Genomic DNA, 19021 nt, shown 5'->3' with positions numbered 1-19021 from the left:
ATGGCGGTCCAGACACTGCAGGACCTGATCGACGCGGGCGTCTCCGGACGCGGCGTGCTGGTGCGCGCGGACTTCAACGTCCCGCTCGACGGCGGCGAGATCACCGACGCCGGCCGGATCGAGGCGTCCCTGCCCACCCTGAACACCTTGCTCGAGGCGGGCGCGAAGCTCGTCGTGGTGGCCCACCTGGGTCGCCCGGAGGGTGCGCCGGACGCGAAGTACTCCCTCGCTCCGGTGGCCGCGAAGCTCGGTGAGCTGCTCGGTCGGCACGTCCAGCTGGCCGGCGACGTCGTCGGGCAGGACGCCGAGGCTCGCGCCGAGGGTCTCACCGACGGCGACGTGCTGCTGCTCGAGAACGTGCGGTTCGACCCGCGCGAGACCAGCAAGAACGACGACGAGCGCCTGGCGCTGGCGAAGGAGTTGGCCACGCTGGCCGGCGACGACGCGGCCTTCGTGTCCGACGGGTTCGGCGTGGTCCACCGCAAGCAGGCGTCGGTGTACGACGTCGCGACGCTGCTCCCGCACTACGCGGGCACGCTCGTCGCCACCGAGGTGGACGTGCTGACCCGGCTGACCGAGACCCCCGAGCGGCCGTACGCGGTGGTGCTCGGCGGATCCAAGGTCTCCGACAAGATCGGGGTCATCGAGGCGCTCGCACCCAAGGTGGACACCCTGGTCATCGGCGGCGGCATGGCGTTCACGTTCCTCGCCGCCCAGGGATACTCGGTCGGCTCGTCGCTGCTGCAGGAGGATCGGATCGACACCTGCAAGGACCTGCTCGAGCGGTTCGGCGACGTGATCCACCTGCCCACCGACGTCGTGGTCGCGGATTCGTTCTCCGCCGACGCGGAGTCCGAGGTCGTGAAGGCCTCGGAGATCCCGGACGGGTGGATGGGTCTGGACGTGGGTCCGGATTCGGTGGATCGCTTCGACGCGGTGCTCGGTAACGCGAAGACGATCTTCTGGAACGGTCCCGCCGGCGTCTTCGAGTTCGAGAAGTTCTCGTCGGGCACCGCGGGAATCGCGAAGTCGATCATCGCGGCCACCGCCAAGGGCGCGTTCAGCGTCGTCGGCGGCGGCGATTCCGCGGCGGCCGTGCGCACGCTGGGCCTGCCCGAGGACGGGTTCTCGCACATCTCCACCGGCGGCGGCGCGTCGCTGGAATACCTGGAGGGCAAGACTCTGCCGGGGCTGAACGTTCTGGAGGGTGACGCATGAGCAGGACTCCGTTCATCGCGGGCAACTGGAAGATGAACCTCAACCACCTCGAGGCCATCGCTCTGGTGCAGAAGATCGCCTTCTCGCTGCCCGCGAAGTACTTCGAGAAGGTCGACGTCGCGGTCATCCCGCCGTTCACCGACATCCGCAGCGTGCAGACGCTGGTCGAGGGCGACAAGCTCCTGCTCACCTACGGTGCGCAGGACCTCTCGCCGCACGATCAGGGCGCGTACACCGGCGACATCAGCGGTGCGTTCCTGGCCAAGCTGGGCTGCACGTACGTCGTGGTGGGCCACTCCGAGCGTCGCGCCGGCCACGGCGAGGACGACGCGACGGTGCTGGCCAAGACCACGGCCGCGCTGAAGCACGGGCTCACGCCGATCGTCTGCATCGGCGAGGGCCTCGACGTGCGCGAGGCGGGCGAGCACGTCGCCCACAACCTCGAGCAGCTGCGCGGATCGCTCGCGGGGTTGTCGGCCGAACAGATCGCGAAGGTCGTCGTGGCGTACGAGCCGGTCTGGGCCATCGGGACCGGCAAGGTCGCGAGTGCCGCCGACGCCCAGGAGGTCTGCGCCGCGGTGCGGACCGAACTGGCGTCGTTGGCCTCCGTGGACACGGCCGCCGCGGTGCGCATTCTCTACGGCGGCTCCGTCAGCTCGAAGAACGTCGGGGAGATCGTCGGGCAGACCGACGTCGACGGCGCCCTCGTCGGCGGCGCGTCGTTGAAGGCCGACGAGTTCGCGACACTGTGTGCGATCGCCGCGGGTGGACCGCTGCCCTGACCGCACGACCTCTGATCGGACGCTGATCGGGAAAGGGCACGTCGGACGACGTGCCCTTTCTCGTCGGCGGGCGACCGGCCTGTAGAATCGTCGATCATGCGCACGTTCCTGGACATCCTGCTGGTGGTCACCAGCATCGCTCTGCTCGTCTTCGTCCTGCTGCACCGCGGCAAGGGCGGCGGCCTGTCGAGCCTGTTCGGCGGCGGCGTGCAGTCCTCCCTGTCGGGATCGTCGGTCGTCGAGAAGAACCTCGACCGCGTCACGGTCTTCACCGGCATCGTCTGGCTCATCTGCATCCTCGGCATCGGCCTGGAGATCAAGTTCGCCTGATTCCGGCGCCGGTCGGACTGTGATCGGCAGCACTACCCCGCGTCCGATGGATGCCGGGCGCGGCGACGATACTGTCACCCATGACCACCGTCGATCCGGGACTGCCGGCCACCGAACCGCTACGCGAGGACATCCGCCTGCTGGGCGGCATCCTCGGCGACATCGTGCGCGACCACGAGGGTCCGGAGATGTTCGACCTCGTCGAGCGCGCGCGGGTGGAATCGTTTCGCGTCCGTCGCTCCGAGATCGACCGCGGCGAACTCTCCGAGCTGTTCGACGGCATCGACGTCGCGCGTGCCATCCCGGTCATCCGCGCCTTCAGCCACTTCTCGCTGCTGGCCAACCTCGCCGAGGACATCCATCGCGAACGCCGACGCATGGTGCACGTCCGGGCCGGTGAGCCGCCGCAGGACAGCAGTCTCGCCGCGACCTACGCCAAGCTCGACGCCGCCGACCTCGATGCCGACACCGTGGCGGATCTGCTGCGCGACGCCCTGGTCTCCCCGGTCATCACCGCGCACCCCACCGAGACGCGCCGCCGCAGCATCTTCGAGACCCAGTCCCGCATCACGGAGTTGATGCGGTTCCGCGAGCGGACCGAGCTCGATCCGGCCGAGGCGCGGGAGACCGAGACCGGGATCCACCGGCAGATCCTCACGCTGTGGCAGACAGCGTTGATCCGGTTGTCCCGCTTGCGGATCCAGGACGAGATCGAGGTGGGACTGCGGTACTACGACATGTCGCTCTTCGACGTCGTTCCCGCCATCGACGCCCGGGTGCGCGAGGAGCTGCGACGGCGCTGGCCCGAGGCGAACCTGGTGCCGCGGCCGGTGCTGCGACCCGGGTCCTGGATCGGCGGTGACCGCGACGGCAACCCGAACGTCACCGCCGACGTCGTGCGGACCGCGACGGGACGCGCGGCGGCCGTCGCGTTCGACAAGTACCTCTGCCACCTCGCCGACCTGGAACGGGAGCTGTCCATGTCGGCCCGCCTCGTCCAGGTCGACGACGCGCTGGCGCGTCTCGCCGACGCCTCGGGCGACGAGTCGGCCTACCGCGCGGACGAGCCGTTCCGCCGCGCGATCCGCGGACTGCGTCGTCGGCTGACGGCCACCGCCGCGCGAGCACTGGACACCCTGCCGAGTGGCGCGCTGACCGTCGAGCAGGTCGGGGACGCGGAGCCGTACGCCCGGCCGGCGGAGTTCCTCGCCGACCTCGACGTGCTCGATCACGCGCTGCGCGCCATCGGCGACGACAGCATCGCCGACGATCGCCTCGCCACCCTGCGGCGAGCGGTCGACACGTTCGGGTTCCACCTCTCGGGCCTGGACCTGCGGCAGAACTCCGAGGTCCACGAGTCGGTGATCGCCGAACTTCTCGCGTGGGCGGGTGTCCACGCCGACTACGCGTCGCTGAACGAGGACGAGCGGGTGGCCGTCCTGTCGGCCGAACTCGAGACGCGGCGTCCACTGGCCGGGCCGCGCGCGGAGTTCGGCGAGCAGACCGCGAAGGAACTGGCCATCGTCACCGCGGCGGCGGAGGCCGTGCGACGGCACGGCGACGAGGCGGTGCCGAACTACATCATCAGCATGTGCACGTCGGTCAGCGACATGCTCGAGGCCGCCGTCCTGCTCAAGGAGGCGGGCATCCTCGACCCCGGCGCACCGGGGGAGGGTCCGACCTCCCCGGTGGGCGTCGTGCCGCTGTTCGAGACCATCGACGATCTGCGGCAGGGCGCCGCGACGCTCACCGCCACGCTGGCGGTGCCGGTCTACCGGGCGCTGGTCGAGGGTCGCGGGATGCACCAGGAGGTCATGCTGGGCTACTCGGACTCCAACAAGGACGGCGGCTACCTCACCGCGAACTGGGCCCTCTACCGCGCCGAACTCGACCTGATCGACGCCGCCCGCGACACCGGCATCCGGTTGCGCCTCTTCCACGGCCGCGGCGGCACCGTCGGCCGCGGCGGCGGTCCCAGCTACGACGCGATCCTCGCGCAACCGCACGGCGCCGTGACCGGCTCGCTCCGGCTCACCGAGCAAGGCGAGGTCATCGCGGCGAAGTACGCCGAGCCGAAGTCCGCGCAGCGCAACCTCGAGACGCTGCTCGCGGCGACGCTCGAGAGCACGTTGCTCGACGTCGAGGGCCTCGGGGACGACGCGGAGGCCGCCTACGCCGTCCTGGACGACCTCGCGGACCGGGCGCGCGCGGCGTACGGCGCTCTGGTGCACGAGACGCCGGGCTTCGTCGACTACTTCCGCCTGTCGACACCGGTGGCCGAGATCGGCGAGCTCAACATCGGCTCCCGGCCGGCGTCGCGCAAGCCCACCAACTCGGTGTACGACCTCCGCGCGATTCCGTGGGTGATGTCCTGGAGTCAGTCGCGGGTCATGCTGCCGGGCTGGTACGGCGTGGGGTCGGCGTTCGAGGAGTGGGTCGGCGACGACGAGGACCGCTTGCGGACCCTCACCGATCTCTACCGCCGCTGGCCGTTCTTCCGCACGGTCCTGTCGAACATGGCGCAGGTGATGGCCAAGTCCGACCTCGGCCTCGCCGCGCGCTACAGCGAACTGGTGCCGGACGAGGAGCTGCGCCGCACGGTCTTCGGCATGATCTCCGACGAGCACGCGCGGACCGTGTCCTGGTACCTGAAGATCACCGGCCACGACGGCCTGCTCGACGACAATCCGGCGCTCGCGCGCTCGGTGTTCAACCGCTTCCCGTACCTCGAGCCGCTCAACCACCTCCAGGTGGAGCTGCTGCGCCAGTTGCGAGCGGGCGACGACCGGGAGCAGGTGAAGCGGGGCATCCTGCTGACCATGAACGGATTGGCCACCGCGTTGCGCAACAGCGGCTAGGGGGAGTGCGGGGACGGGGGAACCGGACGGTGCCCGGCGACGTCGAATCGGGTAGGTCGCCGGCCCGGCGACTCCGTCCACCGAGCATTTCGTCCACAGAGCGAGGCCCGCATGTCCGGATCGATCGAGAACCGTTGCGCCGCAGCATGGTCCGCCTGGCGACGCGGCGTTCCACGACGGGCCGGCGGCGGACCCGCGGGGCTCACGTGCCGTCGGGATCACCCCGGTGGAGCCGACGACGCGCGTCGCCGCGGAGATCCGAACACCGCCGGTCGGTGACCGTCAGAGCCGGGACGCGGACCCGTCGTCGAGGAACCACACGGTGGACTCGAGGCCCGCGGCTCCGGCGGCGGGATGCTCGGTCGGGTCGGCTCCGCCGACACAGGCGGCGACCGCCTCCGCCTTGCCCTCGCCGGACACCAGCAGGAACACGTGCCGGGCGCGACGCACCGCGGGGAGCGTGAGGGTGATGCGCTCCGGCGGCGGCTTGGGCGAGTCGGTGACGGCGAGGACCAGTCGCTCGGTCTCCCGCACGGCGTCGGAACGAGCGAACAGCGAGTTGATGTGCGAGTCGGGACCCATCCCCAGCAGATGGACGTCGAAGGTCGGCTCACCGGACGGGCCGGCGAACGCGGCGATCGCCTGGTGGTACGCCACGGCGGCGGCCTGGATGTCGCCGGGGGGAACGTCGGAGGACGCCATCACGTGGACGCGCGCGGGGTCGAGGTCGACGTGGTCGAGCAGGGCCTCGCGCGCCTGCACGTGGTTGCGCTCCGGGTCGCCCTCCGGGAGGAACCGCTCGTCGCCGTAGAAGACGTCGACGGCGGACCAGTCGACGTCGCCGCCGAGATCGCGCACCGCCGCGAGGGTGGCGACGCCCGTGCCCCCGCCGGTGAGGATCAGCGAGGCGGATCCGCGAGCGCGCTGCGCCTCCACGGTTCGGGCCACGATGCGCTCGGCGGCCGCGCGGGCCAACGCCTGCTGGTCGGCGGAGCGGACGATCTCACTCATACGTCACCTTCCCGAGGGCGGCGAGCGCCTCCTCGTAGATCTCGTCGCGGTCGAGTCGGCGCAGTTCCTCGGCCAGGCAGTCGCGGGTCTCTCGCCGCGCGAGCGAGACGAGGGTGTCCGGCTGCCCCGTGCGGGTGAGCGTCGCGGTGGTACCCGTCTGAGGTCGGGAGAGGGAGACCACTCCGCCGCCGACCAGCCGCATCTCGACGGTCAACGGTCCGACGCGTCGCGTGACCGGCACGGACAATCGGCCCGCCAGCCATCCGGCGAGGATGTCGAGTGCGGGCTCCTCCCACAGCCCCGACACCAGGACGGACTCGACCGGCTCGTCGACCTGGTCGAGCGCGGTGGTGAGCAGCGCGCGCCAGTAGGTGATGCGCGACCACGCCAGGTCGGTGTCCCCCTTGGTGTACGACGCGAGGCGGCCGGCGATGGCGGACCGCGGATCGGGCGCGTTGGTCGCGTCCGTGATCCGGCGGATCGCGAGCTTGCCCACCTTGTCCTTGCCCGGGACCGGGGGCGCCTCGTCGGGCCACCAGGCCACCACGGGGGTGTCGGGCAGCAGGAACGGTACGACGACGCTGTCCTCGTGGTCCGCGAGATCACCGTGCAGACGCAACACGACCACCTCGGACGCTCCGGCGTCGCCGCCGACGCGGATCTGGGCGTCGAGCCCGGGCGGCGCGTCACGGTCGTCGGGGGCGAGGACGATGACACGGCAGGGGTGCTCGCGACTGGCCTCGTTGGCGGCGGCGATCGCGTCCTCGGCGCCGGACACGCTCTTGGTGAGCACCACGAGGGTGAGTACCCGGCCGAGCGTGACGGCGCCGCCGGACTCCCGGAGCGCGACGAGCTTCTTGGACACGTCGGCCGTCGTGGTGGCGGGGAGGTCGACGATCACGGTCTTCTCCATTCACGTCCGGTGCGTTCCATCATCTCGTTGGCCGACTCCGGACCCCACGTTCCGGCCTCGTACGGGTCGGCGGTGCCGCCCGACGCCCAGAACTCCAGGATGGGATCGAGGATCTTCCAGGAGAGTTCGACTTCCTCGTTGACCGGGAACAGCGAGGGTTCCCCGAGCAACACGTCGAGGATGAGCCGCTCGTACGCCTCGGGGGAGGACTCGGTGAAGGCCTGCCCGTAGCTGAAGTCCATGCTTACGTCGCGCACCTGCATGGACGATCCCGGCACCTTGGAGCCGAACCGCATGGTCACGCCCTCGTCCGGCTGCACCCGGATGACCAGGGCGTTCTGACCGAGTTCCTCGGTCATGGTCGCGTCGAAGGGCAGGTGCGGGGCACGCTTGAACACCACGGCGATCTCGGTGACACGGCGTCCGAGGGACTTGCCGGTGCGCAGGTAGAACGGCACGCCGCTCCACCGGCGGGTGTCCACCTCGAGGGTGATCGCGGCGTAGGTCTCGGTGTTCGACTCGGCGTCGAACCCCTCCTCCTCCTTGAGGCCCTTCACCCGCTGACTGCCCTGCCAGCCCGCCGTGTACTGACCGCGCGCGGCGGTCTCGGCGAACGGCTCGGCCAGTTTGGTCGCCGAGAGCACCTTGATCTTCTCGGTCTGCAGCTCCGACGGGCGGAAGCTGACCGGCTCCTCCATGGCCGTGATGGCCAGCAGTTGGAGGAGGTGGTTCTGGATGACGTCGCGCGCCGCGCCGATGCCGTCGTAGTACCCCGCTCGACCGCCGAGGCCGATGTCCTCGGCCATCGTGATCTGCACGTGGTCGACGTAGTGCGCGTTCCAGATCGGGTCGAAGAGCTGGTTGGCGAAGCGCAGCGCCAGGATGTTCTGGACCGTCTCCTTGCCCAGGTAGTGGTCGATACGGAACACCGTGTCCTCCGGGAACACCCGGTTGACCACGGCGTTGAGATCCTTCGCGCTCTGCAGGTCGTGGCCGAACGGCTTCTCGATCACCACCCGGCGCCAGCTCTCGCCGTCACCGGTGGCCAGACCGGACGACGAGAGCTGCTCGCACACCGTCGGGAACGCACCCGGCGGAATGGACAGGTAGAACGCGTGATTGCCGCCGGTGCCGCGTTCGACGTCGAGCTGGGCGAGCGTGTCCTTCAATCGCTCGAACGCCCCGGCGTCGTCGAACGTGCCCTCGACGAAGCGCAGGCCTTCCGCCAAGCGCTCCCACACGTCCTCACGGAACGGCGTGCGGGAGTGTTCCCGGACGGCGTCGTGGACGATCGTGCCGAAGTCCTGGTCCGACCAGTCGCGTCGGGCGAAGCCGACCAGCGCGAACCCCGGGGGCAGCAGACCGCGGTTGGCCAGGTCGTAGACCGCCGGCATCAGCTTCTTGCGCGCGAGATCGCCGGTGACGCCGAAGATCACCAGGCTGCAGGGCCCGGCGATCCTCGGCAGACGCTTGTCGCGACCGTCCCGTAAGGGATTGCCCGACATCGGTCAGCTCGTGGCGGCGTCGAGTTGGCCGCGGGTGGCGTCCAGGAGCTCGCCCCACGCGGACTCGAACTTCTCGACGCCCTCGTTCTCGAGCACGAGGAAGACGTCGGTCAGGTCGATGCCGAGCGCCGCGAGTCGATCGAAGACGGCCTGCGAGTCCGGGCCGGTGCCGGTGACGGTGTCCCCGGTGATCTCGCCGTGATCGGCGACGGCGTCCATGGTCTTCTCCGGCATGGTGTTGACCGTGTTGGGCGCGACGAGCTCGGTGACGTACAGGGTGTCGGGCAACGACGGGTCCTTGACCCCCGTGGAGGCCCACAGCGGCCGCTGGGGCCGCGCGCCCTGGTCGAGCATGCTCTGGAAGCGCGCGCCGACCTCGAACACCTGCTGGTAGGCGCTGTAGGCGAGGCGCGCGTTGGCCAGCGCGGCCTTGCCCTTGAGCTCCGTCGCCTCCGGGGTGCCGATGGCGTCGAGGCGCTTGTCCACCTCGGTGTCGACGCGGGAGACGAAGAACGATGCCACCGAGTGGATCGAGTCGAGGTCGTGCCCGGCCGCCGCGGCGGCCTCGAGGCCCTCGAGGTAAGCGTTCATGACCGCCTCGTAACGCTCGACGGAGAAGATCAGCGTGACGTTGACGCTGATGCCCTCGCCGATCACCTTGGCGATGGCCGGGATTCCGGCCTCCGTGGCGGGGATCTTGATGAGCAGGTTCGGCCGGTCGACGATCTTCCACAGCTCGATCGCCTGCGCGACGGTCTTGTCGGTGTCGTGCGCGATGCGCGGGTCGACCTCGATGGAGACGCGGCCGTCCACACCCGCCGTCGCCTGGTACACCGGGGCGAAGACGTCGCACGCGTTGCGCACGTCGTCGGTGGTGACGGTGCGGATGACGGTGTCGACGTCGGCACCCTGCGCGGCGAGCTGGTTCACCTGCTCGTCGTAGGCGGTCCCGGCGCTCAGGGCGGCCTGGAAGATCGACGGGTTGGTGGTGACGCCCACCACCGACTTGGTGTCGATCAGCTCCTTCAGGTTGCCGGACTCGATGCGGGTGCGGGAGAGGTCGTCGAGCCAGACGGACACCCCGGCGGCCGAGAGCTGCTCGAGGTTCGTGTTCTGTGTCATGAGTTCTTATCCCTTCGTGGTGGCGATGGAACGCTGCGCGGCGGCCACCACGGCGTCGGCGGTGAAGCCGTACTCGCGGAACAGCGTGGCGGCGTCGGCGGATTCCCCGTAGTGCTCGAGGGAGATGATCTCGCCGTGCCCGCCGACGATGCGGTACCACGGCATGGCGATTCCGGCCTCGATCGAGACACGCGCCGTGACGGTGGGCGGCAGCACCTGGTCGCGGTAGTTCTGGTCCTGGCTGAAGAACCACTCGACACAGGGCATCGAGACGACCCGGGCCGCGATGCCCTGGGCCTCGAGGGTCTTCTGCGCCTCGACGGCGTACTGGACCTCGGATCCGGTGCCGATCAGCACGACGTCGGGAACGGCCTTCGAGGACTCGACGAGGACGTAACCGCCCTTGGAGACACCCTCGTAGTCGGTGCCCTCGAGCACCGGCACGCCCTGACGGGTGAGGGCGAGTCCGACCGGACCGCTGCTGGACGACCGTGCGAGCACGGCGCGCCAGGCGTGGGCGGTCTCGTTGGCGTCGGCGGGACGCACGACGGAGAGGTTGGGGATCGCCCGCAGCGCGGCCAGGTGCTCGACCGGCTGGTGCGTCGGTCCGTCCTCGCCGAGGCCCACCGAATCGTGGGTCCAGACGTAGATGGGATCGATGTCCATCAGCGAGGCGAGCCGCACCGCGGGGCGCATGTAGTCACTGAACTGCATGAACGTGCCGCCGTACGCCCGGGTCGGTCCGTGCATGACGATGCCGGACAGGATCGCGCCCATCGCGTGCTCACGGATGCCGAAGTGCAGGGTGCGGCCGTAGGGCTCGGCCTCCCAGTCGTCGGTGGAGATCGACGTGGGACCGAAGGACTTCGCGCCCTCGATGGTGGTGTTGTTGCTGCCCGCGAGGTCGGCCGAACCGCCCCACAGCTCGGGCAGGACGGGGCCGACGGCGCCGAGCACCTTGCCCGACGCCGCGCGGGTCGCGACGGCCTTGCTGCCGGGCTCCCAGGTGGGCAGGACGTCCGTCCAGCCCTCCGGGAGGGTGCCCTTGGTGAGCCGGTCGAGCAGGACGCGACGCTCGGGCTCGCGCTCGCTCCAGGCGTCGAAGTCCTTGCTCCACGCCTCGTGCGCCGCGCGGCCGCGCTGCAGCAGTCCGCGGGTGTGTGCGATGACCTCGTCGGAGACCTCGAAGGTCTTGTCGGGGTCGAAGTCGAGTGCCTTCTTCACCGCGGCGACCTCCTCGTCGCCGAGGGCGGCGCCGTGCACGGCACCGGTGTTCATCATGGTGGGTGCCGGGAAGCCGATGATGGTGCGCAGCACGATGATCGACGGCTTGTCGGTGACGGCCTTGGCGGTTTCGATCGCCTCTTCGATGGCGGTGACGTTCTCGCCGCCCTCGACCACCTGCACGTGCCAGCCGTAGGCCTCGTAGCGCGCGGCGGTGTCCTCGGACAGGGCGATGTCGGTGGAGTGCTCGATGGAGATCTTGTTGTCGTCGTAGAACAGGATCAGGTTGCCGAGCTGCTGGGTGCCGGCGAGCGACGACGCCTCGCTGGTGACGCCCTCCTCGATGTCACCGTCGGAGGCGATCACGTAGATGTAGTGATCGAACGGGCTCTCGCCCCACGCGGGCTCCGGGTCGAACAGGCCGCGCTCGCGACGGGACGCCATGGCCATGCCGACCGCCGAGGCGAGTCCCTGGCCGAGCGGCCCCGTGGTGATCTCGACACCCTTCGTGTGGCGGAACTCCGGGTGACCGGGGGTCTTCGACTTGAACGTTCGCAGGGCCTTCAGGTCCTCGAGTTCGAGACCGAAGCCGCCGAGGTAGAGCTGGATGTACAGCGTCAGGCTCGAGTGGCCGCAGGAGAGCACGAAGCGGTCGCGGCCGATCCAGGTGGTGTCGTCCGGATCGTGGCGCATGGTGCGCTGGAAGAGCGTGTAGGCCAGGGGAGCGAGGCTCATGGCGGTACCGGGGTGGCCGTTGCCCACCTTCTGGACGGCGTCGGCCGCGAGGACGCGCACGGTGTCCACGGCGCGAGTGTCCAGGTCGGTCCAGTCGCTGGGGTGATGCGCGCTGGTGAGAGCGGCGACGTCGTCTGTGATCGACACGAGCGAGGGTCTCCTGACACTGTCGGGGTGGGTGGCCGGTACAGCGGTGCGAGCGGTGATCGCTCACACGACGAGCCTAGTTCTTCGGGGTGGGCGGTGTCGTCGTGGTACCCGCCGATTGGGGCGATGACACCGGCGGCGTCTACCATCGCGTGTAGTAGTGCCACCGGATCCGGTGGTGACGCGCGCGTGGATGTGGTTGGGAGAATTCGAGTGGCGATGCGGCAGAGCCCGAGTGGACACGGGTTCGCCGACAGTCCGCAGGTGAGCTCCCGGCCGGCGCCGACGTCGCTGCCCGGTCGACTGCTCGCGCGGGCCGCGGCGTACCTCGCACTCACCAAGCCTCGGGTCATCGAACTTCTTCTGGTCGCGACCATTCCGACGATGCTGCTCGCGGACCGCGGCTCGGTGGATCTGCCCCTCCTCTTCGCCACGCTGTTCGGCGGCTGGATGGGCGCGGCCAGCGCCAACACGCTCAACTGCGTGGTCGACGCCGACATCGACAAGGTCATGAAGCGCACCGCCCGGCGTCCCCTCGCCCGTGCGGCGGTGCCCACCCGGCACGCGTTGATCTTCGGTGTCGTCCTCGGCGCGGCGTCGTTCCTCTGGCTCTGGTGGGCGGCCAACCTGCTGGCCGCTGCGCTGGTCGTCGCGACCATCCTGTTCTACGTCTTCGTCTACACCAAGGGCCTCAAGCGGCGGACCTCGCAGAACGTCGTCTGGGGCGGCGCGGCCGGGTGCATGCCGGCGCTGGTCGGCTGGGCCGCCGTCACCGGGACCGTCGGGTGGCAGGCCGTGGTGCTGTTCCTCGTGATCTTCTTCTGGACGCCGCCGCACACCTGGGCGCTCGCCATGCGCTACAAGGACGACTACGAGGCCGCGGGTGTGCCGATGCTGCCGGTGGTGGCGACCGAGCAGGTGGTCACCCGCCAGATCGTGATCTACACCTGGCTCACCGTCGTGGCCACCCTGGCCCTGGTGCCGGCCGCGGGCGTGATCTACGCGGCGATCGCCCTGGTGGCCGGGACGTGGTTCCTGGTCATGGCACACCAGCTGTACTCCGGGGTCCGCAAGGGTCGACCGGTCAAGCCGCTGCGCCTGTTCCTGCAGTCGAACAACTACCTCGCCGTCGTCTTCCTCGGACTCGCGGTGGACGCCGTCATCGGCGGCGCCACCGTGAGCGAGATGCTCGGCTTCTGACCCGTCACGGCTCGAGCACGATCGAGCCCGTGGTCCGACGTCCCTCCAGGTCCTCGTGGGCCCGACGTGCGTCCGCCAGGGGGTACCGACGCCCGACGGTCACCGTCAGCGTCCCGTCGGCCACGGCCGCCATCACCGCACCCGCTCGCCACTCGAGCTCGGCCCGGTCCCGGACGTGGTGCACCAGGGTGGGGCGGGTCAGGAACAACGATCCACTGCGGTTGAGCAGCTGCGGGTCCACCGGTGGGACCGGGCCGCTCGCCGCACCGAACAGAGCCACCGTGCCGCGGATCCGCGTGCTCGCGACGCTGGCGTCGAACGTGGTGCGGCCGACGCCGTCGTAGGTGGCCGCCACCCCCTCGCCGTCGGTGATCTCGCGCACCCGCGCCGCGATGTCGTCCTCGTAGCGCAGCACGTGCGCCGCACCCGCTCCGCGGCTGAGGTCGGCCTTCTCGTCGGTCGAGACCGTCGTGATCGCCGTGGCCCCCTTCGCGACGACGAGTTGGGTGAGGATCAGCCCGACGCCGCCCGCGCCGGCGTGGATCAGGACCGTGTCACCCGATTGGACGGGGTAGGTGGATTCGACGAGGTAGTGGGCGGTCATGCCCTGCAGCAGCACCGATGCGGCCACCGGTGCGTCGACGCCGTCCGGGACGCGAACGGCGACGGCCGCGGGCACGACGGCGAGCTCGGCGTAGCTGCCGGGTGCCGACGCCCAGGCCACCCGATCGCCGACCGAGAAGTCCCCGCCGACCTGCTCGCCCACCGCCTCGACGACGCCGGTGCCCTCGTCGCCCGGCACGTAGGGCAGCTCACGGGGGTACGTCCCGGTGCGGAAGTAGGTGTCGATGTAGTTGATGCCGGCGGCCTCGACGCGGACGAGGAGGTCCTGCGCGCCGGGACGGGGGTCGGGGACGTCGGTGAGGTCGAGGACGTCGGGTTCACCGGTTCGGGTCACGAGGATGGCGCGCATGTCCGCAGTCTGTCATCGGCGCGGGCGATCGCGCCGGATCCGGCGGAGGTTACCCGCCGGTAGCGTCGGTCCGCGTCGCGCGCTCGCCATCGGCTATCGTCGCTGTCATGACCACCGAGAGCCTCGAGAACGCACCGAAGGGCCAGTCGCCGCAGGGCACCGAGACCGCCGCTCCGCCGTCTCGTCTGCGCTCGTCGATCTCGTCCTTCGTCGACGCCCACGGTGGGTCGGCCACCGCGGTTCTGCAGCCCCTCGGCCGGGCGGGTGTGCGCGTCACCCTCGTCGGCGCGGACGGCATCCTCGGTGACCGCGTCGCGCCGGACCTCCGGACGGCGCACGCGGTGGTGGACAGCCTGGACTCGGTGACGGTGGGCGAGTGGGACCGCGACCTCAGTTCGGTCGTGACACCGCGCAAGGGCCACTTCGCGCAGATGGCCGGGTGGGTGGCCCGTCAGACGCGGTTCCCGAAGGCACGCAACGGGCTCTGAGCCTCGGCGCCGGGTGCCTCCTCGCGCTCCCGGCAGGCGGCCCACACGGCGGCGGTGGCCGCGGTGCACAGCGCCGCACCGGCGACGTGCACGGCCACCAGGGCCGCGGGCACGTCGGTGAAGTACTGGACGATGCCCACCGTCGACTGGGCGAGAACCAGCGCCAACAGGACGTGCAGCCGTCGTTTGAGGGTGGTGGCGCCCGCGCGGCCGACGGCGTAGACCCCGAACGTCAGTCCGACCAGCAGGGCCAGATAGCCGACCAGCAGCTCAGCATGCAGGTGGACCAGGGTGACGATCTCCACCTCGAGCCGGGCGACGTCCGCATCACCGGCGTGCGGGCCGGCGCCGGTGACCATGGTGCCGGCGACCAGCACGCCCGCGAGAACGACGGCGGACAGTGCCGTGAGCCACCGCAGCGGTGCGGGGACGGCGGCGATGGACATCGCGTCGTCCCGCTCCCCGATCTTGTGGAACAGCAGGGTCGCGAGCCACACCATCAGCATCGAGATCACCAGGTGGATCGCCACGGTCCACCACAGCAGACCGGTGAGCACGGTGATGCCGCCGACGCCCGCCTGCAGCACCGTGCCGGCCGGCATGAGCCACGCGTAGACGACGACTTCGCGACGTCGGCGTGCGCGGGTCACGGCCAGGACGATCGCGGCGGCGGTGAGGACCACGAGGAACGTGAGCATGCGGTTGCCGAACTCGACCGCCTGGTGGATCACCGGCACCTCGGAGATCCCGACGGGCGTGAAACTGCCGGGGAAGCACTGCGGCCAGGTGGGGCACCCGAGGCCGGAGCCCGTCACGCGCACGACGGCGCCGGTGACGGAGATGCCGCCCTGCGTCAGGATCACCAGGAAGGCGATGATGCGCTGCACACGCACCGACGGGAGGGGCAGCCGGTCGACGAGGGAGAGATAGGCGCGGCGCACGGCATCGATGGTAGTCGCCCGACTCCTACGCCCTGTAGTGGAGGAGCCGCCGGACGGGCGGCGCGGACGTCAGGTGAACGAGAACTTCCGCGTGGCCAAGACGCCGCAGACCGCGGCCCAGACCAGCAGGACGACGATGCCCACCGTGTCGACCCGGCCGACGACGGCCTGCTCGAGGGTCTCGGCCATCGCACCGCTGGGGATGCAGCGGGCCAGCGTACGCACGATGCCGGGCAGAGCGTCGTCGGCGAAGACGATGCTCCCGACGCCGAGCATGACGAACCACGCGATGTTGGCCAGGGCGAGCACGATCTCCGCGCGTAGGGTGCCGCCGAGCAGGAGACCCATCGTGGCGAACGTCACCGTGCCCAGGGCGATCACCAGCGCCCCCACGCCGAGTCCGAGCAGCGTCGGGCGCCATCCCAGCGCCGCACCGATGACGCCGAGCACGGCCGACTGCAGAACCACGACCACACCGACCGCCAGCGACTTGCCGGCGATGATGCCCCAGGACGGCAGGGCGGTGGCCCCCAGGCGTTTCAGCGCGCCGTACCGGCGGTCGAACCCGACGGCGATGGCCTGGCCGGTGAACGCCGTCGACATCACGGCCACCGTCATGACCGCCGGCACCACGGTGTCCACCCGCACTCCGCCGAGGTCGCCGAACGGCAGCAGCGTCAGCCCCACCAGCAGGGTGACGGGGATGAACATCGTCAGCAGCAACTGCTCGCCGTTGCGCAGCAGGAGGACGAGCTCGAGCCGGGTCTGCGCGAGCAGCATCGCCGCACGCGGCGCCGGGCGCGGATCGGGCGTGAAGGTGCCGGGGGCGAAGCGCTCGGGCCGGTCGGAGGACCCCGTGGGGCCCGACATCGTGGTCACGTGTCCGCCTTCAACTTCGCAATTCCCGTCCGGTGAGGTCGAGGAACACGTCCTCGAGGCTCCGTTGCTCCACCCGCAGGTCCGTCGCCAGGACGTTGATGCGGGCGCACCAGGACGTCACGGTGGCGATCACCTGCGGGTCGATGGTCCCTTCCAGGAGGTAGGAACCGGGTGCGGTCTCCTGCGGGTCGAAGCCCTCGGGAAGGACCGTCTGCAGCAGCGTCAGATCGAGCCCGGGCGGCGCCGTGAACCGGAGTTGGCCCTCCGCGCCGCGCCGCGTCAGCTCGGCCGGGGTGCCCGACGCCACGACTCGGCCGTGATCGACGATCACCAGGTCGTCCGCGAGGGTCTCGGCCTCGTCCATGAGGTGCGTCGTGAGCAGGACCGACACCCCGTCCCGTCGCAACGCGCGCACCAGGTCCCAGACGAGCAACCGGGCCTGCGCGTCGAGGCCGGCGGTCGGCTCGTCCAGGAAGACCAGTTCCGGTCGCCCCACCAGGGCGCAGGCGAGGGACAGACGTTGCTGCTGTCCGCCCGAGAGCCGGCGGTACGGCGTGCGTACCTGGTCGGACAGCCCGAGCTGCCCCAGCAGCCAGGCGGGGTCGAGCGGGTCCGCGGCGTACGCCGCGACCAGGTCGAGCATCTCGCCGGCACGGGACCCCGGGTAGGCACCGCCGCCCTGCAGCATGACGCCGATGCGCCCGCGGACCTCGTCCGACGCCCGAGCGGGGTCGAGTCCGAGCACGCGGACCGTTCCGGCGTCCGGGGCGAGAAAGCCCTCGCACATCTCGACGGTGGTGGTCTTGCCGGCGCCGTTGGGGCCGAGGAGCGCGAGAACGCGGCCGCGCTCCAGCGTGAAGTCGAGACCGTCGACGGCGGTGGTGGTACCGAACCGCTTGACGACGCCGGACACCTGCACCGCGGGCGTCGCGGCGGACGAGGTCGGTCGATCGGTCACGAGGGTCCAGCGTAGGCGTCGTGCGGAGGTGCATCGCCCGCCGCCCCGGCAGCACCCCGTGGGGCCGTTCCCGTCTCGCTGCGCGCCCGCCAGGGCAGCGACGTCCGCGTCGCCGCGTACACCACCCCCAGGGTGACCACCGTGGCCAGCGCGGCCTGCACGATCACGAACGGCTGCACCTCGCCGCCGGTGGGCATGACGATGAGCGAGACGAACGCGGAGAACGCGATCACCGGGATGCGGAACGACGGGCGGGTCGCCCACGCGGCGAGCGGCGTCACCGCCCACAGCAGATACCACGGCTGGACCACCGGGAACAGCAGGACCAGCGCCCCGATGGAGACACCGAGACCGCCGATGGGATGCAGTCGCCCGAGCAGCGTGGCGACGAGCATGCGGACGATCACGGCCGCGGCGACGAGCGAGGCGATGGGGCGGGTGAGGGACAACACCGCCGTGGTGTGGTCACCGATGCCGAGCAGCACGCCGGCCCCGCCCGTGGCGAGTCCGAGCAGGGTGGGCAGCGACATCCAGCTGCGCACGGCATTGGCGGTGCCCAGGGTGCCCAGCCACCCGAACCCCAGTCCGCTGACCAGGCTGACGCCGACGACGACCACGACGGTGACGGCGCCGAGCACGGCGGCGGCGATCGCGACGTCGCGCAGCCGGCCACCCCGGCGTCGGGCGAGCGCCATGCCGACGAACCCGAGCGCGATGACGGACGGGATCTTCACCGTGGCGGACAGCGCGATCACCGCGGCCCCCGCCAGCAGCAGCGTGCGGCCGGCCCGCCGTCGGGTCGGGGTGTCGAGCGCGTCGATCCCGCGGAAGCACAGTTCGAGACCGGCGAGCATCAGACCGAGCATGAGCGCCTCGTTGTGGATGCCCGCGACCAGGTGGAAGAGCAGCAACGGGTTGGCGGCGCCGAGCCAGAGCGCCGCGACCGACGACACCCCGCACCGGGCGGCGAGCCGGGGGAGAGCCCACACGATCAGCGCGACGCCCACCAGCGCCACGGCGCGGTGCAGGAAGATGCCGGCGAGGATGTCGTCGCCGGTCAGCGCGGTGATGCCGCGTCCGATCCAGAGGAAGAAGGGACCGTAGGGCGCCGGGGTGTCCCGCCAGATGTTGGGGACGGTGCGCGTGAGCACGTGGTCGACACCCAGCGCGGCCTGCGGGCCGATGGCGTAGGGATCGAGCCCGCGGGCGGTGATCTCGCTCTGCGCGAGGTAGGAGTAGACGTCCTTGCTGAACATCGGGGGAGCGACGCACAGCGGCAGGATCCACAGCGCGAGCGTGCGGTCCAGCTGGGACCGGGACAGCCGCCGCGGCGAGGTGCCGCGGCCGAACGATCCGATGGCCAGACGCCCCAGGAGCAGCCAGGCGACGACCACGACGACCGTGCCGATCATGGTGACGGTCAGCGCGGCCGGCAGGGCACGAGCGAACAGGCCGAGCACACGCACGCCCTGCACCGGGTTCTGCAGCACCGGTTGCGCGCCCGCCCCGAGTGCGCCGAGCGCCATCATCCCGGCCCCGACGGCCCCGAACCGGCGGATGCGGGTGAGGTCCTTCACCTCGGACTCGGTCAGGCCGGGGCGCTCGGGTTCGTGGTCGTGCAGATAGGCGACGCGACCCGTGCGAGGAGTGGCGTCGATGCCGAGCGCCCGCCGCGTCAGGAGCCGGGCACGATCGACGGCACGGCGCGAGCGGGAGTCGGCGTCCTGTGCAACCACA

Annotated in this window: 16 protein-coding genes; 6 read left to right on the top strand and 10 right to left on the bottom strand. The window is 70.8% G+C overall.

All coding sequences use genetic code 11. The features are described from left to right. The 4 genes from HQ603_RS05540 (at window position 1) to ppc (ending at window position 5188) form a co-directional block, all read left to right on the top strand. Window positions 1–1218, top strand: coding sequence for a phosphoglycerate kinase (locus HQ603_RS05540; RefSeq protein ID WP_222683547.1), 1218 nt, complete (start codon window positions 1–3; stop codon window positions 1216–1218). After that, window positions 1215–2000 (top strand): triose-phosphate isomerase, encoded by a 786-nt coding sequence (tpiA, locus tag HQ603_RS05535; RefSeq protein ID WP_222683546.1) that lies wholly within the window; start codon window positions 1215–1217, stop codon window positions 1998–2000. Before HQ603_RS05540 ends, tpiA begins: the two co-directional genes overlap by 4 nt. A gap of 96 nt (window positions 2001–2096) precedes the next feature. Next, window positions 2097–2330 carry a preprotein translocase subunit SecG gene (gene secG / locus HQ603_RS05530; RefSeq protein WP_068101111.1) on the top strand — a complete coding sequence of 78 codons (234 nt, stop codon included), beginning with the start codon at window positions 2097–2099 and terminating at the stop codon, window positions 2328–2330. An 80-nt stretch (window positions 2331–2410) separates the two neighbouring features. Continuing rightward, window positions 2411–5188 carry a phosphoenolpyruvate carboxylase gene (gene ppc / locus HQ603_RS05525; RefSeq protein ID WP_222683545.1) on the top strand — a complete coding sequence of 926 codons (2778 nt, stop codon included), beginning with the start codon at window positions 2411–2413 and terminating at the stop codon, window positions 5186–5188. A 282-nt stretch (window positions 5189–5470) separates the two neighbouring features. Here the strand turns inward: ppc and pgl are convergent, their stop codons facing one another. The 5 genes from pgl to tkt are packed head-to-tail and all read right to left on the bottom strand — an operon-like array spanning window position 5471 to window position 11845. Then, entirely contained in the window at window positions 5471–6199 is a 729-nt protein-coding gene (gene pgl / locus HQ603_RS05520; protein WP_222683544.1) for a 6-phosphogluconolactonase, read from the bottom strand. Next, the gene (opcA, locus tag HQ603_RS05515; RefSeq protein WP_222683726.1) at window positions 6192–7100 is read right to left on the bottom strand and encodes a glucose-6-phosphate dehydrogenase assembly protein OpcA; all 909 of its coding nucleotides are present in this window, start codon (window positions 7098–7100) and stop codon (window positions 6192–6194) included. The genes pgl and opcA overlap by 8 nt, the downstream gene beginning before the upstream one ends. Next, a complete protein-coding gene (zwf, locus tag HQ603_RS05510; protein WP_222683543.1) occupies window positions 7097–8617 on the bottom strand; it encodes a glucose-6-phosphate dehydrogenase in 1521 nt (506 codons plus the stop codon). The genes opcA and zwf overlap by 4 nt, the downstream gene beginning before the upstream one ends. Before the next feature lie 3 nt (window positions 8618–8620). Next, complete coding sequence (tal, locus tag HQ603_RS05505; protein ID WP_222683542.1) at window positions 8621–9739, bottom strand: transaldolase; 1119 nt, start codon at window positions 9737–9739, stop codon at window positions 8621–8623. Window positions 9740–9745: 6 nt separating this feature from the next. Beyond that, window positions 9746–11845 (bottom strand): transketolase, encoded by a 2100-nt coding sequence (tkt, locus tag HQ603_RS05500; RefSeq protein WP_222683541.1) that lies wholly within the window; start codon window positions 11843–11845, stop codon window positions 9746–9748. A gap of 213 nt (window positions 11846–12058) precedes the next feature. Here tkt and HQ603_RS05495 point away from each other — a divergent pair, with 213 nt between their 5' ends. Further along, window positions 12059–13045 carry a heme o synthase gene (locus tag HQ603_RS05495; RefSeq protein ID WP_371830967.1) on the top strand — a complete coding sequence of 329 codons (987 nt, stop codon included), beginning with the start codon at window positions 12059–12061 and terminating at the stop codon, window positions 13043–13045. A gap of 4 nt (window positions 13046–13049) precedes the next feature. Here HQ603_RS05495 and HQ603_RS05490 read toward each other — a convergent pair whose 3' ends face one another. Further along, window positions 13050–14018: a quinone oxidoreductase family protein gene (locus HQ603_RS05490; protein WP_222683540.1), complete on the bottom strand. Its 969-nt coding sequence runs from the start codon at window positions 14016–14018 to the stop codon at window positions 13050–13052. Window positions 14019–14125: 107 nt separating this feature from the next. Here HQ603_RS05490 and HQ603_RS05485 point away from each other — a divergent pair, with 107 nt between their 5' ends. Next, window positions 14126–14506 carry a hypothetical protein gene (locus HQ603_RS05485; protein WP_222683539.1) on the top strand — a complete coding sequence of 127 codons (381 nt, stop codon included), beginning with the start codon at window positions 14126–14128 and terminating at the stop codon, window positions 14504–14506. Here HQ603_RS05485 and HQ603_RS05480 read toward each other — a convergent pair. The 4 genes from HQ603_RS05480 to mptB form a co-directional block, all read right to left on the bottom strand. Further along, a complete protein-coding gene (locus tag HQ603_RS05480; RefSeq protein ID WP_222683538.1) occupies window positions 14470–15447 on the bottom strand; it encodes a COX15/CtaA family protein in 978 nt (325 codons plus the stop codon). The genes HQ603_RS05485 and HQ603_RS05480 overlap by 37 nt on opposite strands. A 69-nt stretch (window positions 15448–15516) precedes the next feature. Further along, window positions 15517–16317 (bottom strand): ABC transporter permease, encoded by an 801-nt coding sequence (locus HQ603_RS05475; protein ID WP_222683724.1) that lies wholly within the window; start codon window positions 16315–16317, stop codon window positions 15517–15519. Between the two features lie 19 nt (window positions 16318–16336). Continuing rightward, window positions 16337–17284, bottom strand: a complete 948-nt coding sequence (locus tag HQ603_RS05470; RefSeq protein WP_222683537.1) for an ABC transporter ATP-binding protein — start codon at window positions 17282–17284, stop codon at window positions 16337–16339. Continuing rightward, on the bottom strand, window positions 17281–18963 hold the full coding sequence (gene mptB, locus HQ603_RS05465; protein WP_261773443.1) for a polyprenol phosphomannose-dependent alpha 1,6 mannosyltransferase MptB: 1683 nt from the start codon (window positions 18961–18963) through the stop codon (window positions 17281–17283). Before mptB ends, HQ603_RS05470 begins: the two co-directional genes overlap by 4 nt. Window positions 18964–19021: the final 58 nt, after the last annotated feature.

The sequence above is a fragment of the Rhodococcoides corynebacterioides genome, from assembly GCF_019834675.1.
Classification (GTDB): Bacteria; Actinomycetota; Actinomycetes; order Mycobacteriales; family Mycobacteriaceae; genus Rhodococcoides; species Rhodococcoides corynebacterioides_A.
This window is presented reverse-complemented; position numbering and strand designations above follow the sequence as displayed.